Origin of the sequence: Rhizobium sp. Root1334 (assembly GCF_001426665.1) — a bacterium.
Lineage (GTDB): Bacteria > Pseudomonadota > Alphaproteobacteria > Rhizobiales > Rhizobiaceae > Pararhizobium.
The window spans coordinates 410862-426833 of the sequence record NZ_LMEY01000012.1 but is presented as its reverse complement, the minus strand read 5'-3'; the positions used below and the strand labels follow the sequence as shown (position 1 = coordinate 426833).

Below are 15972 nucleotides of genomic sequence, written 5' to 3'. Positions count from 1 at the left end.
GACGTGTCTTTGAGAGCTTCATGCCGTATTTTTCCCGCTGGAAAACCATCATCGTCTGGCTCGTCGTGCTGTTCAGCATCCTGGTCGCCGTGCCGAACGCGGTTCCGACCGCGACCTTGGCCACACTACCGGACTGGCTTCCCAAGAAGCAGATGATGCTGGGCCTCGATCTCCAGGGTGGATCGCAGATCACTCTGAAGATCGAGCGGGAAGATGTCGTCAAGGCGCGGCTTGAAACTGTTATCAACGATGTCGGCACGCGCCTTCGCGCTGCCGGCATCGGTTATTCCGGACTGTCTGGAACCGGGCAGGCGATCCAGCTTCGTCTTCGCGATGCCGCTCAGGCCGATGTTGCACGGGCGGCATTGAAGCCCCTGACCGATCTGGTCAAAGCCACTGGCCTGACGAAGAAAGATTTCAGCGAAGTCACCGTCGGCAATTCCCCCGATGGCGCCTTGTCTGTCGCTGTCACCGATGACGGCATCAACCACAGGATTTCCGCCACACTCGACAGCGCGATCACTGTTTTACACCGGCGCCTGACAGAACTCGGTTCTCTGCAGCCGAAGATCCGCAAACAGGGTGCGGACAGGATCATCGTCCAGATACCCGGGCGCTATGATCCCGAACAGATTAAATACATCCTTGGTCAGGCCGGAATGTTGTCATTTCGCAGCATCGATATGTCGATGCCGGTTGAAGACGCGGTCAACGGCCAGCCGCCGGTCAATTCGGAAATTCTCTATTCGGCAGACGATCCACCGATCGGTTATCTGCTGCGCCGCCAGCCCATTATCGACAACAGTGACATCATCGATGCTCAATCGGCGGTCAATGCCCAATCCGGTAATCCCGTGGTCAACCTTCGGCTGGGACCGGAAGGAACCGCTCGGTTTGCCCAGGCAACGACGGACAATTCCGGAACGACCGTTGCCATCGTTCTGGACGGGGCGGTGATTGCGACGCCTCTGGTGCGCAAGGCGATTACGGATGGGACCGTGCAGCTTGCCGCGGACATGAGCCCGGAAGGAGCCGGCGATCTGGCGCTGCTGTTGCGCGCCGGAGCCTTGCCGACACCTCTTACAGTCGTTGAGGAACGGTCGATCGGGGCGGGACGCGGCGCCGATTCTATCCATTCTATCATGACCGCCGGTGCAATCGGCGCCGTCCTGGTGATCGCCTTCATGATCGGTTTTTACGGGTTGTTCGGCGCGGTTGCGAGCCTTGCCGTCGCACTCAACGTCGTGATGATCATTGCTGTCCTGACTGCCACCGGGCTGCCTTTGACACTGCCGGGCATTGCCGGGATCGTGTTGACGATCGGCATGGCGGTCGATTCGAACGTGCTGATCTACGAGCGTATCCGCGAAGAAGTGCGGCAGGGCCGCTCGGTGCGGGACGCCCTGCAATATGGTTTCTCGCGGGCGTTTGCTGCCATTGTCGATGCCAACATCACGACATTGATCGCCGCGATCATTCTATTGTTCCTGGGGACGGGTTCCGTCCGCGGATTTGCCGTGACGCTTGCCATCGGTATCGTCACCACGCTTTTCACCGCCTTTACCCTGACACGGGTCATGCTGGAAATCTGGGTCGACCGGCGTAATCCGACGGCATTGCCGGATGGTATCCGCACCGGCATGTTCGATGGTGCCGCTTTGCGTTTCATGGCGATCCGCAATTATGTCTTCTCGCTGACGGCTCTCCTGTCCGTCGTCAGCATGCTTCTGTTTGGTACGCTTGGCATCAATCTCGGCATCGATTTCTCCGGTGGCTCGGTGATCGAGCTGAAAGCCCGGGAGGGTAATGCTGATCTCGAGGACATTCGTGGCCGTCTCTACGAGCTCAATATTGGTGACGTCACGGTAAGTCCGTTCGGTTCGGCGCAGGATGTGGTGGTCCGGGTCCATTCGCGTGATGGCGGCGAAAATGCCGAGCAGACATCGGTGATCATGATCCGGGGCGAGCTTGAGGAGGAATACGAATTCCGCCGCGTCGAAGTCGTCGGGCCGTCTGTTTCGGGCGACCTGACCACGGCTGCCACCATTGGCGTCCTGGCATCACTTCTGGCGATCCTGATCTACATCTGGGTGCGGTTTGAATGGCAGTTTGCCGCAGGCGCCATCGTCGCGACGCTGCATGACGTGCTTTTGACTATTGGACTGTTTGTCGTGACCGGCATGGAGTTCAATCTGACGAGCATCGCGGCCCTGCTGACAATCGTCGGTTACTCGCTCAACGATACGGTTGTCGTCTATGACCGTGTCCGCGAAAACCTCAGGCGATATCCGCGCATGCCCTTGCCGATCCTGATCGATACATCGATCAATCAGACCCTGTCTCGCACCGTGCTCACCGGCGCTACGACGATGCTTGCGCTGGCGGCGCTGTGCGTCTTCGGTGGCGAGGCGATTCAATCCTTTGCGTTCGTGATGCTGTTCGGCGTGGCTGTCGGTACGTTCTCGTCCATCTATGTGGCGGGTCCGGTTCTCATCCTGTTCAAGCTGCGGCATGGGACACCGGGCGACGCGGAAAAAGCCGGTGGCGTTGGTGCCCAGCCGGTCAAGGGAGCGCAGTAGCATGCGAAAACCCATCGAAATCCGTCAGGCTCATTTTCCGGGCCGGGCGCCGATCGACAGTTATGGCAATGGCGGCTTCCGGTTCGCGGAAATGTCGCATCGTGGCTCACTGCTGATGCTGCCCTCGGGCATCTACGGCTGGGACATGGTGGAGGGCGATCCGCTGACGGTGGACTATTTTCAGCGCGTTCTGGAAGAGGCCGCTGACATCGAGGTTCTTCTTGTCGGCACCGGCAAGGATATCAGACCTTTGCCTGCGGCCTTGAGGGCGGTGTTCAAGGAACACGGAATTTCATCCGATCCGATGAGCACCGGTGCTGCCATCCGAACCTACAACATCATGCTTGCCGAAGAACGCGCCGTCGCCGCCGCCTTCATTGTCGTTTGAACGATGACCATGCCAGAAAATACCGCCGTGGCTCTTCAGCCTGCCTACGATTTCAGCCTTGCTGCACTGCGCGACAGCGACCGTGACCGCTATCTTGCCTGCCTGTTGTCACCGCAGGATAAACGCGGCCCGCTCTCAGCACTCTATGCGTTCCATGCCGAGATTGCCCGGGTGCGCGATCTCGTGCGTGAACCCTTGCCCGGTGAAATCCGGCTGCAATGGTGGCGTGATGTGCTCGAGGACCCAACGGGCGTAAGCGGCGAGGGCAATCCGCTGGCCGAGGCGCTGCTGGCCTGCGTGAAAAGCCACAAGCTGCCCGTGCCGGTGCTGCAGAACATGATCGATGCCCGTATCTTCGATCTCTATGACGATCCGATGGAAAGCCGCGCGTCGCTTGAAGGATATGCGGGTGAGACCGCGTCGGCACTCATTCAGCTTGCAAGCCTGATTCTCGATCCCGCAGAGGCGCAGAACTCGGCGTCTGCTGCCGGTCATGCCGGCGTTGCCCAGGCGATCGCCGGGCTGCTGCTGTTGCTGCCGCTGCATCGCCGGCGCGGGCAAGTGTATTTTCCGGCCGAGCTCTTGGCCGCGACCGGGCTTGACCGTGATGGCTTCCTTTCGGGCGAGAACGAACAGTCCGTCAGCTTGGCAATCTGTGCATTTGCTGGCCTTGGCCGCGAGCACCTTGCCAAGGCCCGTGCGGCTGCCGCGAGCATCTCCCCGGCCAACCGCTATGCGTTTACCGCCTTGGCACTGGCAGAACCGGTGTTCGATCGCGCCGAGCGGGCAGGCGCGAAACTCTTTGAGCATTCGATCGTACCGCCGCAGTGGCGTCGGCAGTGGTGGATGTGGCGGGCCGCGCGCAGCGGCAGATGGTAGAACACTGACGGCGCCTTCGTCTGTGCCAATATTGGCGAGTGCGGGCACATTGGCGCAAGGTTCGCCTTTTAGAGTCGCTCCCGTGTTATTATCAGGAACTGTGTAAAAGGGAGTCGGCGCCATGGGTTGGCCGATTGTCATCATCTGCATCTTGATCGCAGGTCTTTTCTACATGCGAATGAAGGCTCGTGCCGACAAGGACAGGCGCGAGCCGGACACCGGGACGGCGATCCTCGATTTTGGCCGCGCTTTTCCCGATGAAGCCATCCGGGCCATTCATGCGACCGCCGATGAAAAAGCCTATTTCGTCCGCCTGCACGATGGCAAGGCCGGTTTTATGGCAGCCCATGGCACGCATTTCGTCTGCCACCTGATCGAAGCCGGCAAGGTGAATGTCGGCAACGCCGGCAGCGGACGTGGCCTGAGGGTCCACTTCACCGATTTCTCATATCTCGACGGCGTCTATGAGTTTGCAAGCCCGGAAATAGCAGCCGAGGTTTCCCTCTGGCTGCTGGGCAGTTTCAAGCCGCAGTCGGAACGTGCTACCCTTCCGGAGAATTAGACCGACTTCAGCCAGGCTGCGCAATCGTCGAGCGCCCGCTGCGCCACCAGTTGCTTTTTCATTACCGTCTTGTCCTTGCCGCGGAAGCGCTTGACGCCCTCGGGCTTGACGATAGCGCCGGGCTCCAGCAGCGGAAACAGGCCGAAATTGATGTTCATCGGCTGAAACGAGCGTTTTCCCGGCTCGTCATCCGAAACGATATGGCCGCCGGTGATATGGTTGAGCAACGAACCGAAGGCCGTTGTTTCGGGCGGTAGCGGCAATGGCTGGCCTTTGCGCTCTGCAGCAGCGAAACGGCCGGCGAGCAGGCCGATACTGGCGCTTTCGACATAGCCTTCGCAGCCGGTGATCTGGCCTGCGAATCGCAGTCCGGGCCGGGACTTCAGCGTCAACGATCCATCCAGCAGGACAGGCGAATTGATGTAGGTATTGCGGTGCAGGCCGCCAAGGCGGGCAAATTCGGCATTTTCCAGTCCGGGAATCATGCGGATCACTTCCGCCTGCGCACCGTATTTCAGCTTGGTCTGGAACCCGACCATGTTGTAGAGCGTGCCAAGCGCATTGTCCTGACGCAATTGCACGACGGCATAGGCCTTGACGGTGGGGTTATGGGCGTTGGTGAGGCCCATCGGCTTCATCGGGCCGTGACGCAGGGTTTCGCGGCCGCGTTCGGCCATGACCTCGATCGGCAGGCAGCCGTCGAAATAGGGCGTGCCTTCCCATTCCTTGAAACCGGTCTTGTCACCGGCGATCAGCGCATCGACGAAACCATTGTACTGCGCCTCGTCCATCGGGCAGTTGATATAGTCCTTGCCTGTGCCGCCCGGACCGACCTTGTCGTAACGCGACTGGAACCAGCAGACATCCATGTCGATACTCTCGGTATGGATGATGGGGGCGATAGCGTCGAAAAAGGCCAGCGCATCGGCGCCGGTTTCCGCCTGGATGGCGCTGGCAAGCGAAGGTGCCGTCAGCGGCCCGGTGGCGATAATGGCGAGGTCCCAATCCTTCGGTGGCAGGCCACTGATTTCTTCGCGCGCGACGGTGATCAGCGGGTGGGCGTCGATCGCCGCAGTCACTGCATCGGAGAAACCATCGCGATCAACCGCCAGCGCTCCACCGGCCGGAACCTGGTTCTTGTCGGCGCAAGCCATGATCAGCGAACCGGCAAGCCGCATCTCGGCGTGCAGGACGCCAACGGCATTGCTGGTAGCGTCATCGGAGCGGAACGAGTTGGAGCAGACCAGCTCGGCAAGGCCGTCGGTCTTGTGGGCATCCGTGCCGCGGACGCCGCGCATCTCGTGAAGAATGACCGGGATGCCTGCCGCGGCGATCTGCCAGGCGGCTTCGGAGCCGGCGAGGCCGCCGCCGATAACGTGAATGGGGGAGTGCGAAGATGTATCTGTCATGGGCCATTTACTAGAGCAACGCGGCCAGGAAAGAAACCGGTTCCGTGCGGTTGATATCAATGCAAGGCCCGGAATCAAAAACGGCACCGTGTGGTGCCGTTTTTAGTTCCTCGACATTCCCGGTCCGGTCAACGGACTGGCCCGATTAACGGAAGGAACGCGAAGCGATGTTGCGGATGTCGAAGCGGGTGATGCCGATGTCCGTCAGGGCGTGGTTGGACAGGTTGCCAAGTTCAGCAACGGTACGGCGGTAGTTGATCCAGCTTTTTGCGATACGAATCGGGTTCATGATCTTTTCCTTGAGACTTACAAATGAGCAGTGCAGTGATTGCCTGCTTCGTTGAGATCCTTGTACGCCTTTCGCGGGAAAAGATGGAGTGCAAAGAAAATGCATCTGCTATGCATTTGTGCAATGCGATGCTGTTTCGCTGAGCATTTTGGGTGCCTGATGAAAAACAAGCCATAGGTTAACGGCATGGTTCGCCAAGCCGGAATCCGTTTAACCGTTTGTTTTTCGGATGTGTTTTGTGTGGCGAAATTGTGTTGCGGAGCGAGTCTCTGCCCTGATTGCCTGCCAAGGCGTGCTGAGTACGATGCTGCAACGAAAATAGGCAGAAGCTGTTATGCTGCACTGCGTCGAAAGCTATGGTTGATTTGTAATCGGAGTGGTCCGTCCATTCAAAGCCTGTAAGCGGCACCTGAACGAAAAAAACGCCCGCCGGTTTGAGCCGGAGGGCGTTTGGTGGCTGCGCATCGGGCTGGAAGAACCAGCCGGTCGCGAGGCTTACTTGACTGCCTGACGGGCAACGTACTGGATGTCGCCACGGCCGATGCCGAGGTCGTTCAGTTCGCGGTCGGTCATGCGGCCGAGTTCGTTGCAGGTCTGACGGTACTTGCGCCAATTGTTGAATGAGCGAGCGATATTCATGATGCTGGTCCTTTCTAGGTTTGCCAGCACTCTTTGCTGGCCCTCATCTGATGGTTGGAATATAGGCCGTTCCGCCCTGAAATTACAGAGACAATGCTGCATCGCACCCATGCGCTTCTTGCAAGTCTCGGTGCGCCCGTTGGTCACGGTTCGGCCAAAGTCGATGCGAGTGCGTGACCGCCGCAATTGAAGTGCCGATTTTTGGAGAGGGTGCCGAATAAAAAACAACGCCCGTCGGGGGAGGAGGTCCGGCGGGCGTTGCTTGTTCTGATCGACAACTGGGAGGAGGAGTGTTACCGATCCCATCAGGGCGCGCTGGGAGGAGGAGTGCGCTGCCCCGAAGTTGTCCTGAATATAAATCCGCCGAGCGCAAATGGGTAGAGCCAATGGCGAATGGCACCTATTCCACTGTTGCATGGCTAGACTCGTCGTTTGCGACACGGATGCCTGAATTTTGATCATCCGCGCAGTTGCGACCGCAGAAATACGATGATGTGTCGGGGGGGCTGAAACGAATAACGCCCGCTGGGGGAGGAGGTCCAGCGGGCGTCATTTACGGTGATGAGCAACTGGGAGGAGGAGTGTTGCCCATCGGATCGGAGCGGCGCTGGGAGGAGGAGTGCGCCACTCCGAATTCTATGAAGCGAACCTTTTAAATTCGCTGGCCTTTTCCGCTTCTTGAGCGAAAGCGGCTGGCCATGCCGCTGACGGTCCCGATCGCTTGCGCTGATCTCGTTCCGTCTTCTTGAGAACAAGATAGGTGACCGATGGCGATTTGTGCAGTGCAATATCATCATGGATGACATGCAAATTCCGCATAAGCCCGGCGATACGCCCTGCAGTTCTCTTCCGATTCCAGATTCGCACGAAACCCTTCATGCTTCGTTAACGATGACCGCGCCGCTGACGCCGCAAAGAGGGAGCGCCGGGCCTGATCGTCATCTAGGAATCAGGAACGCCTATGATATGTGTGGCCCAACACGCGCATGCAAGGGGATCGGCCGATGTACCGGGGACGGATCGAAAAAGACTTCAATATCTGGGTTTCCAAGGGCATGCTTGATTCTGGGGCGGCAAAAGCCATGCTGGCGGAGTATGATGGCCGCGAGACCGTCTTCAGCGCCGGCCGGGTTCTTCTCGTGCTGGCGGCGATCCTCGTATCCGCTGCAATCCTGCTTCTGGTGGCGGCCAATTGGGAAGCTATTCCCCGCATCCTGCGCGTCGCCGGTATCGTTGGCCTGATCTGGGCGTTTTATCTGGCCGCCGCCTTTTGCCTTGGCCGTGGTTTCAAGGCCATGGGCGCCGCGTTGCTGGTTCTGGCGACGATGACCTTTGGTGGCGCAATTGCGCTGGTCGGACAGATGTATCACCTGTCGGGCGATGCGACCGACGCGCTGCTCGTCTGGTTTGCGGCGGCTTGCGTCACCGCGGTGGCCTTTCGGTCCGCCGCCCTTGCGGTGTTTTGCGGTTTCCTGGCCTGGGCGATTTTCGGCGAACTGATGGTCGACAATGATGCCAGTTTCGAGGGGAACGGCTATATCTACCTCGTGCCGCTGCTGATCGTCATCGTGATTGCATTGGTGCGATACACCAATGCGGGCATCGCCCGCCACCTTGCGTATCTTCTCGCCCTGGCCTGGCTCGGCTGGTTTTACGTCGAGCTGCCGGAGGTCTGGGTCGCGAGCCTCCTGTTCGGGGCAGGTGTCGTAGCGTTCCTGGTGACCAGCATTCCCCTGTCGCCGCTCTATCGTTTCGCCCGCGAGGCCGGAGCGGCTCCCGTCTTTTATAGCTTTGCGCTTGCCGTGATGGGGCTGGCGGCCTTGCATGACGAGGTTGATGGCATTGGCCAGGAGATCGCAATCGGAGCAACGACGCTTGCGGTGGCGCTCGGTGGTATTGCCATCGCCGGCCGGCTGAATGGTGCGGTCCGCTTTCTCGGTTACGCGGTTTTCGCGGCCGAAACCCTTTATCTGGCGTCCGAGACACTGGGCAGCATCCTTGGCACATCCGGCTTTTTCCTGATTTCCGGTGTCGTCGTCGCTTTGATCGCCTGGCTGGTCATCCGGCTGGAAAAGCGCTTGTCATCTAAAACCGCAGCCGAAGGGAGCGTGGCATGAGCAGCAATCCGTTGGTCAGACCGCTGTTTGCGGCAATCCTGGTCGCTTTGTTGCAGACCGCCTTCCTAGGCTACATGATCGAGAGCCGCGCCTCGATCCTGCGCAACGGGGTCGATGTGGTGCTGAAGACCGTTCCCGTCGATCCACGCGACCTTTTGCGCGGCGACTATGTCATCTTATCCTATGATATCTCGACCATTCCGGCCGACAAGGTGGCCGGCGGTTTTCCCGCCGAGGCGACTGACGCGCAGCTCTCCGTACGGCTTGAAAAGCAGCCGGACGGATTCTGGGGTGTTGCGGAAGCCTCGTTCAATGCTCTTGCACCAAAGGCGGGCAGCATCATTGCCCGCAGCGCGCCATTCTATTTTTATCCAGCGCCGGACGGCGCACAGTCTTCGCTGAATGTCGATTACGGTATCGAGCGTTATTATGTGCCGGAAGGCGAGGGCAAGGTTCTCGAGGAGGCGCGCAATGCCAGTGCCTTGTCGGTGACCGCGCGGGTGGATGATGAGGGCCGGATGCAGATTCGCCTGATCGCGATTGACGGCAAGCCGCTCTATGAGGAGCCGCTTTATTGATCGGGAGGTGGTTTCTTGCCGGGCAGGTGATGGGAATACGACAAAAACCGCATTTTTCCGCCGATCCCCATTTTTCCTTTGATCCCTTGGAAACGGGTGATATAGAGACGCCGCGCTCGGGAACGCCCTGAACCCGGTGCAGGTCTGTCTTTGGCGGCTCGCTATAGACTTTTCTGTGCCGATGCGAGCAGGCGCTGCGGTTTTTCTGAACGCGGGTATGGTGAAATTGGTAGACACGCCAGATTTAGGTTCTGGTGCCGCAAGGCGTGGGAGTTCAAGTCTCTCTACCCGCACCAGAATAAAGGGACGTCCAGGGCTTGCCTTGGCGTCGATCGATAGGACGGCGCCATTTTGCTTGCAAAACGGTGACTGATTTGCGTAAAGCCACTCCCGGCAAATGGATCGGCTCAAGTGCTCGTGTACAAGAACACCGACAGAGCCCTGTCAACGTGAAATGAAGGTTTGAACATGCAGGTTATCGAAACGCTCGCTGAAGGGCTGAAGCGCGAACTCAAGGTCGTTATCCCGGCCAAGGACATGGAAGCTCGTATGAACGAGCGCCTCGCCGAAACCAAGGACAAGGTCCGTATCAACGGTTTCCGTCCGGGCAAGGTGCCTTTCGCACATCTGAAGAAGATGTATGGCAAGTCGATCATGGCTGAGCTCGTCAACGAACTCGTTCGCGAAAAGCCGACCGAAATCCTGTCCGAGCGCGGCGAAAAGTCTGCGACGCAGCCGGAAATCGCGATGACCGAAAACGAAGCCGAAGCGGACAAGATCCTCAGCGCTGAAGCCGATTTCGAATTCACGCTGGCCTACGAAATCATTCCGGCGATCGAACTCAAGGACATCAGCGGCATCAAGGTGACCCGCGAAGTCGTTGATATCGACGAAGCCGAAGTGACCGAGCAGATCCTCAAGATCGCTGAAAATGCTCGCACCTACGAAACCAAGAAGGGCAAGGCCGCCAACGGCGACCGCGTCACCATCGATTACCTCGGCAAGGTCGACGGCGAAGCCTTCGACGGCGGCAAGGACGAAGACGCTGAACTGGTTCTCGGCTCCAACCGTTTCATCCCGGGCTTCGAAGAACAGCTCGTTGGCCTGAAGGCTGGCGACGAGAAGGTCATCACCGTGACTTTCCCGGCTGAATACCCGGCTGCAAACCTTGCTGGCAAGGAAGCTACCTTCGACATCACCGTCAAGGACGTTGCCGCTGCTGCCGCTGTTGAAATCAACGACGACCTCGCTACCAAGCTCGGCCTCGAATCGGCTGACAAGCTGAAGGAAGTCGTTCGCGGCCAGATCGAAAGCCAGTACGGCTCGATGACCCGCCAGAAGGTCAAGCGTCAGATTCTCGACCAGCTGGACGAACTCTATCAGTTCGACACGCCGCAGCGCCTCGTCGATGCCGAGTTCGACAACATCTGGCGCCAGATCAACACCGACCTAGAACAGGCCGGCAAGACCTTCGCCGACGAAGACACCACGGAAGAAGAAGCCCGCGGCGAATACCGCAAGCTGGCTGAACGCCGCGTCCGTCTCGGCCTGGTTCTCTCCGAAATCGGCGAAAAGGCCGGTGTGACGGTAACCGACGAAGAAATGCAGCGTTCGCTGTTCGAACAGCTGCGCCAGTTCCCGGGCCAGGAAAAGCAGATCATCGACTACTTCCAGAAGACCCCGGGTGCAGCCGCATCGCTGCGCGCTCCGATCTTCGAAGAAAAGGTTGTCGATCACCTGCTCTCCGAAGTGAAGGTTACCGACAAGACCGTCAGCAAGGAAGAACTGCTGGCCGACGACGAGGAAGGCGCTTCGGAAACGAAGAAGGCCCCGAAGAAGAAGGCTGCCAAGGCTGAAGCTGCGGAAGGCGAAGAAGCCGCTCCGAAGAAGAAGGCTCCGGCCAAGAAGAAGGCAGCTGACGACAGCGCCGAATAAGCCCGCGCATCGTCGCATGATTTTTGGAGAAGCCGTCCCGCAAGGGGCGGCTTTTCTGCTTTCGCGGGGCCGCAACATCGGTTTGATGTTTTGGCCCCGCGGCCGTTGTAGTTCGGTGTTTTGTCCTCGATTGGAACAATCCGAAAAGCGAAAACTTCAAGGATGTCCGTAGATTGACACTTGCCATCCGACAGAGGAAGGTGAGGTTGTTGTTATGGGACGCGATTGAGGGGATATTCAATGGCAGGTTGCGCCTATCGATCATTGGTCACTGCTGCGATGTTCATCTCGGCGATTTCAATAGGTACCGGCGCCATGGCTCAGGAGGCTGCCAAACCGGCTGCCGCGCCCTCGGTTTCTGTCACCCGGGTCGTCGAAAAGGATATCAGGCCAGCCATATCCTTCACCGGGCGCGTGGAGGCGGTAGACAAGGTCGATCTGCGGGCGCGTGTCGATGGATTCCTCGAAAAGCGGCTGTTCACCGAAGGCCAGGATGTCAGGCAGGGCGATCTGCTCTTTGTCATGGAAAAGGGGCAATACGAGGCAGCGGTTGTCCAGGCCGAGGGGGCGATCGAGTCGGCTAAAGCCGTACTGGAATTGGCGGATATCGAAGTTCAGCGGCAGACAACTCTTGTCGCGAAAAATGCTGCAGCACAAAATCAGCTTGATTTGGCGATTGCCAGGCAGAATGAGGCCAAGGGTAGCCTCACGCAATTGAACGCTGCGCTGGACAAAGCCAAGCTTGATCTCGGCTACACCGAGATTCGCTCTCCGATCGACGGCCGTATCGGCCGCTCAGTCTATTCCATCGGAAACTTTGTCGGTCCATCAAGCAATGTCCTCGCGACGGTCGTCAGCCAGGATCCGATCTATGTGAGCTTCGCGGTATCCCAGCGTGAAATTTTGGCCATTCGAGAAAAATTGACGAGCAAGGGAACGCTGGGCAGCACCGTGGATGCGGCAGTCGTCTATGTCGATCTTGCCGATGGAACGCGCTATGGCGAGCCCGGCAAGGTCAGTTTTGTCGATGTGACCACCGATCAGGGCACCGACACGTTGCCCGTTCGCGCGACATTTCCCAATCCGCACCGCATCCTCGTCGATGGTCAACTCGTGACTGTGATTGTCGAAGGAGGAGCTGCAGAAAAGTCGTTGGTCGTGCCACAAGCGGCTATCCAGATCGACCAATCAGGACCTTTTGCCCTCGTCGTCAACAGCGAAAACAAGATCGAGGTTCGCCGTATCGAGCCGGGCCAGGCCGAAGGCAGCGATTTGTCCGTTCTCAAGGGCCTTGCCGTCGGTGATAGGATCGTGACCGAGGGCATACAGCGGGTTCGCCCTGGGCAGGTTGTAGAGCCGCTCGAAGTCAAGTCGGGATCCTAAAACATGCTGTCGGGTATTTTCATCGATCGGCCACGGCTTGCGGTCGTTATATCGCTCGTCATCACCATTGCAGGTCTTGTCGCGCTCAGCGTCATACCAATTGCCCAGTTTCCGGACATCGTGCCGCCGCAGGTGTCCGTAACCGTCAGCTATCCCGGCGCCAGTGCTGAAATCGTTCAGCAATCCGTCGCCCAGCCGATCGAATCCCGGGTCGTTGGCGTCGACAACATGATCTACATGAAGTCGACCAGCGGCAACGATGGCAGCTATACACTGACCGTCAGCTTCGCAGTTGGAACGGATCCCGATATCAACGCGGTCAACGTTCAGAACCGCGTCAACCTTGCCGAGGCGCAACTACCGCAGGAAGCACGGTCGCAGGGGATCAACGTCAAGAAGAAATCCTCCGCGCTGATGCAGATCATCGCCTTGACGTCAAAAGACGGCAAGCAGGACCAGCTTTTCCTCTCCAATTACGCGACAATCAATATCATTGATGGCTTGAAACGGATCAGCGGTGTGGGCGACGTCTCGCTGCTGACGCCATCCGACTACAGCATGCGCATCTGGGTGACTCCGGAGCGGCTGACCAGTTTCGGCATGACGCCGAATGACATTGTCGACGCGCTGAAGCGGCAGAACGTCCAGGCGGCCATCGGCCGTATCGGCGCTCAGCCGGCGCTGCCCGACCAGCAGTTCCAGTTGACCATCCAGACGAAGGGGCGCCTCAGCACGGTCGAGGAATTCGGCAGCATCGTTCTGCGTGCCCAGCCGGACGGCTCTTTTGTCCGCATCCGCGACGTGGCGCGCGTCGAATTGACGTCGAAGACGGCGGAGCAGATCGGCCGGCAGGATGGCACACCGGCGGCCGTGCTTGGCATCTACCAGTCTCCCGGAGGCAATGCGATTGCGACGGCGGAGGCTATCGGCCAACTGCTCGAAAAGTTGAAGCCATCATTTCCGGAGGGCGTCGATTACAAAGTCACCTACGATACGACGAAATTCGTAGAGGAAAGCATTCACGAGGTCATCAAGACCCTGGTCGAGGCCTTCATTCTCGTCGTCATCGTCGTCTATCTGTTTCTTGGAAGTGTTCGGGCAACGCTTATTCCGTTGATCGCGGTACCAGTTTCGTTGATCGGAACATTTGCCGTGATGATGGCGCTCGGCTTTTCAGCCAACACTGTCTCGCTGCTGGCGCTCGTGCTGGCTATCGGCATCGTCGTCGATGATGCGATCGTCGTGGTCGAGGCGGTCGAGGCCCAATTGGAGAAAGACCCGAGCATCACGCCGGCACAAGCCGCGCGGCTTGCCATGGGAGAGATCACGGCACCGATTATCGCCATCACGCTGGTGCTGCTGTCGGTGTTCATCCCGGTGGCGTTCATTCCGGGCATTTCCGGTGAGCTTTTCCGCCAGTTCGCGGTGGCCGTTTCGGTCTCGATGGTGATTTCGGCGATCAACGCGTTGTCGCTGTCGCCCGCACTCTGCGCCGTGCTTCTGAAGGCCCATCATGGTCCCAAGCGCGGCCCGATCCGCTATGTGCTGAAGGGAATCGATTATGCCCGCGATGGCTATGCATCGCTGGTGCGGCGGTTCGTCCGCTTCGCTGTCCTCGGGCTTGTGCTTCTTGCCGGCCTCATGGCCGGTACCGGTTGGCTGGTCAAATCGACGCCAACAGGCTTTTTGCCATCGGAGGATCAGGGCGCTATTTTCGGTGAAATCGTCCTGCCGGATGGCGCTTCGGTCAACCGCACCAACGAGGTTGCCAAGCGTGTCGAGGATATGATCCGCAAGACCGATGGCGTCGATGGTGTGATGTCGGTTGTCGGCTATAGTCTGCTCGATGGCCAGGTGAAGTCGAATTCCGGTCTGTTGGTGGTCACGTTGAAGCCCTTCGCGGACCGCACGAGGGTGGAATTGTCCGTGAACGGACTGCTTGGCAAGTTGAGCGCTGAACTGCAGGCGATCAAGGATGCCAACGTTATCGTCTATAACCTGCCGCCGATCATCGGATTGGGAACGGGAAGCGGGTTCGAATACCAGTTGCTCAGCCTGACCGGCGGCAGCGCCAGCGATGTTGCCCAGGCGGCACGCGGCTTGGTGTTTGCCGCCAATCAGGACCCGGCGCTGAGCAAGGTGTTCACCACCTATGCGGCCAATACCCCGCAACTTTATCTCGATATCGATCGCGAGAAAGTCCAGACGCTCGGCATTGAGGTCTCGGATGTCTTCAATGTCCTGCAATCTGTGCTCGGCAGCGCCTATGCCAACGACTTCAATCTGTTTGGCCGGACATGGCAGGTCACGGTGCAGGGCGAGGCTTCGGAGCGATCGAAGGTTGACGATATCTACCGGATCAATGTTCGCAACAACAAGGGCCAGATGGTGCCGATCCGGGCGTTTGCGCAGGCACGCCTGATCCTCGGACCACAGCTGATCGTCCGTTACAACAACTATGCCAGCGCGACGATCAACGGCGGTCCAGCAGAGGGGCGCAGCTCCGGCGAAGCGATTGCGGCGATGGAGGCTGTATCCGCCAAGACGCTTCCTGCCGGCTATAGCTATGAGTGGACCGGCACAGCCCTGCAGGAAATCGAGGCCAGCGGCAAGACGACGATGATCCTCGGGCTTGCCGTGCTCTTTGCTTATCTGTTCCTTGTCGGTCTCTACGAGAGCTGGACGATCCCGATAGCGGTGCTGCTATCGGTGACGGCCGGCATTGCCGGCTCGATGCTGGGGCTGAAGGTGGCGGGTCTCGACAACAACCTTTATGCCCAGATCGGCCTTGTGGTGCTGATCGCGCTTGCGGCAAAGAACGGCATTCTGATCGTCGAGTTTGCCATGGAACGACGAAAGCAAGGGTTGGGTATTGCGGACGCGGCTGTCGAAGGCGCGCGCGAACGGTTCCGTGCCGTTATGATGACCAGCTTCGCCTTCATTGCCGGTCTGGTGCCGCTGGTCATTGCGGAAGGGGCTGGCATGCTGAGCCGCCGTGGTGTTGGCACGGCCGTCTTCGGCGGCATGCTGGGTGCGGCATTGATTGGTATCTTCCTGATCCCGATGCTTTACGTGAACTTCCAATGGTTGCGCGAAAGGGCCAAGACGATCGGCCGGAAAACGGAAGGTCAGCCGGCAGAATAAACCGCGAAACCTTTGACAAGAAAAGCCGCCCGTTGAGGCGGCTTTTCTCTATCTATGATTCCGATGTGCG

12 protein-coding genes and 1 tRNA gene are annotated in these 15972 nt (G+C 58.9%); 10 read left to right on the top strand and 3 right to left on the bottom strand.

Features of this window, described 5'->3' with window-relative positions; all coding sequences use genetic code 11:
* The first annotated feature begins 20 nt into the window (after positions 1-20).
* From secDF to ASD36_RS16085, 4 genes are all read left to right on the top strand, one after another.
* Positions 21-2579 carry a protein translocase subunit SecDF gene (secDF, locus tag ASD36_RS16100; protein ID WP_060505250.1) on the top strand — a complete coding sequence of 853 codons (2559 nt, stop codon included), beginning with the start codon at positions 21-23 and terminating at the stop codon, positions 2577-2579.
* Position 2580: 1 nt separating this feature from the next.
* Complete coding sequence (locus ASD36_RS16095) at positions 2581-2967, top strand: Mth938-like domain-containing protein (protein WP_060505251.1); 387 nt, start codon at positions 2581-2583, stop codon at positions 2965-2967.
* A gap of 27 nt (positions 2968-2994) precedes the next feature.
* On the top strand, positions 2995-3846 hold the full coding sequence (locus ASD36_RS16090) for a phytoene/squalene synthase family protein (RefSeq protein ID WP_244482259.1): 852 nt from the start codon (positions 2995-2997) through the stop codon (positions 3844-3846).
* Positions 3847-3967: 121 nt separating this feature from the next.
* The gene (locus ASD36_RS16085; RefSeq protein WP_060505253.1) at positions 3968-4408 is read left to right on the top strand and encodes a hypothetical protein; all 441 of its coding nucleotides are present in this window, start codon (positions 3968-3970) and stop codon (positions 4406-4408) included.
* On the opposite strand, the gene trmFO is transcribed toward ASD36_RS16085, so the two are convergent.
* From trmFO to ASD36_RS30205, 3 genes are all read right to left on the bottom strand, one after another.
* Entirely contained in the window at positions 4405-5817 is a 1413-nt protein-coding gene (gene trmFO / locus ASD36_RS16080) for a methylenetetrahydrofolate--tRNA-(uracil(54)-C(5))-methyltransferase (FADH(2)-oxidizing) TrmFO (protein ID WP_060505254.1), read from the bottom strand. The genes ASD36_RS16085 and trmFO overlap by 4 nt on opposite strands.
* A 145-nt stretch (positions 5818-5962) precedes the next feature.
* Positions 5963-6106, bottom strand: coding sequence for a DUF1127 domain-containing protein (locus ASD36_RS30210; protein WP_081927849.1), 144 nt, complete (start codon positions 6104-6106; stop codon positions 5963-5965).
* Positions 6107-6601: 495 nt separating this feature from the next.
* Positions 6602-6745: a DUF1127 domain-containing protein gene (locus ASD36_RS30205; protein ID WP_018325257.1), complete on the bottom strand. Its 144-nt coding sequence runs from the start codon at positions 6743-6745 to the stop codon at positions 6602-6604.
* Positions 6746-7749: 1004 nt separating this feature from the next.
* Here ASD36_RS30205 and ASD36_RS16070 point away from each other — a divergent pair.
* The 6 genes from ASD36_RS16070 to ASD36_RS16045 all read left to right on the top strand — a co-directional run bounded on the left by ASD36_RS16070 (position 7750) and on the right by ASD36_RS16045 (position 15902).
* On the top strand, positions 7750-8862 hold the full coding sequence (locus tag ASD36_RS16070) for a DUF2157 domain-containing protein (RefSeq protein ID WP_060505256.1): 1113 nt from the start codon (positions 7750-7752) through the stop codon (positions 8860-8862).
* Positions 8859-9440: a GDYXXLXY domain-containing protein gene (locus ASD36_RS16065; protein WP_060505257.1), complete on the top strand. Its 582-nt coding sequence runs from the start codon at positions 8859-8861 to the stop codon at positions 9438-9440. The genes ASD36_RS16070 and ASD36_RS16065 overlap by 4 nt, the downstream gene beginning before the upstream one ends.
* 211 nt (positions 9441-9651) lie before the next feature.
* Positions 9652-9736: transfer RNA gene (locus tag ASD36_RS16060), tRNA-Leu, on the top strand.
* 172 nt (positions 9737-9908) lie between these two features.
* Entirely contained in the window at positions 9909-11375 is a 1467-nt protein-coding gene (gene tig, locus ASD36_RS16055) for a trigger factor (protein WP_060505258.1), read from the top strand.
* A gap of 240 nt (positions 11376-11615) precedes the next feature.
* On the top strand, positions 11616-12758 hold the full coding sequence (locus ASD36_RS16050) for an efflux RND transporter periplasmic adaptor subunit (RefSeq protein WP_060505259.1): 1143 nt from the start codon (positions 11616-11618) through the stop codon (positions 12756-12758).
* Between the two features lie 3 nt (positions 12759-12761).
* Positions 12762-15902: a multidrug efflux RND transporter permease subunit gene (locus tag ASD36_RS16045; RefSeq protein WP_060505260.1), complete on the top strand. Its 3141-nt coding sequence runs from the start codon at positions 12762-12764 to the stop codon at positions 15900-15902.
* The last annotated feature ends 70 nt before the right edge of the window (positions 15903-15972 follow it).

Excerpts from the sequence above, each read along its gene's own strand:
- secDF (WP_060505250.1), top strand. The coding sequence starts at position 21 with ATGCCGTATTTTTCCCGCTGGAAAACCATCATCGTCTGGCTCGTCGTG.
- ASD36_RS16095 (WP_060505251.1), top strand. The coding sequence starts at position 2,581 with ATGCGAAAACCCATCGAAATCCGTCAGGCTCATTTTCCGGGCCGGGCG.
- ASD36_RS16085 (WP_060505253.1), top strand. The coding sequence starts at position 3,968 with ATGGGTTGGCCGATTGTCATCATCTGCATCTTGATCGCAGGTCTTTTC.
- trmFO (WP_060505254.1), bottom strand. The coding sequence starts at position 5,817 with ATGACAGATACATCTTCGCACTCCCCCATTCACGTTATCGGCGGCGGC.
- ASD36_RS30210 (WP_081927849.1), bottom strand. The coding sequence starts at position 6,106 with ATGAACCCGATTCGTATCGCAAAAAGCTGGATCAACTACCGCCGTACC.
- ASD36_RS30205 (WP_018325257.1), bottom strand. The coding sequence starts at position 6,745 with ATGAATATCGCTCGCTCATTCAACAATTGGCGCAAGTACCGTCAGACC.
- ASD36_RS16070 (WP_060505256.1), top strand. The coding sequence starts at position 7,750 with ATGTACCGGGGACGGATCGAAAAAGACTTCAATATCTGGGTTTCCAAG.
- ASD36_RS16065 (WP_060505257.1), top strand. The coding sequence starts at position 8,859 with ATGAGCAGCAATCCGTTGGTCAGACCGCTGTTTGCGGCAATCCTGGTC.
- tig (WP_060505258.1), top strand. The coding sequence starts at position 9,909 with ATGCAGGTTATCGAAACGCTCGCTGAAGGGCTGAAGCGCGAACTCAAG.
- ASD36_RS16050 (WP_060505259.1), top strand. The coding sequence starts at position 11,616 with ATGGCAGGTTGCGCCTATCGATCATTGGTCACTGCTGCGATGTTCATC.
- ASD36_RS16045 (WP_060505260.1), top strand. The coding sequence starts at position 12,762 with ATGCTGTCGGGTATTTTCATCGATCGGCCACGGCTTGCGGTCGTTATA.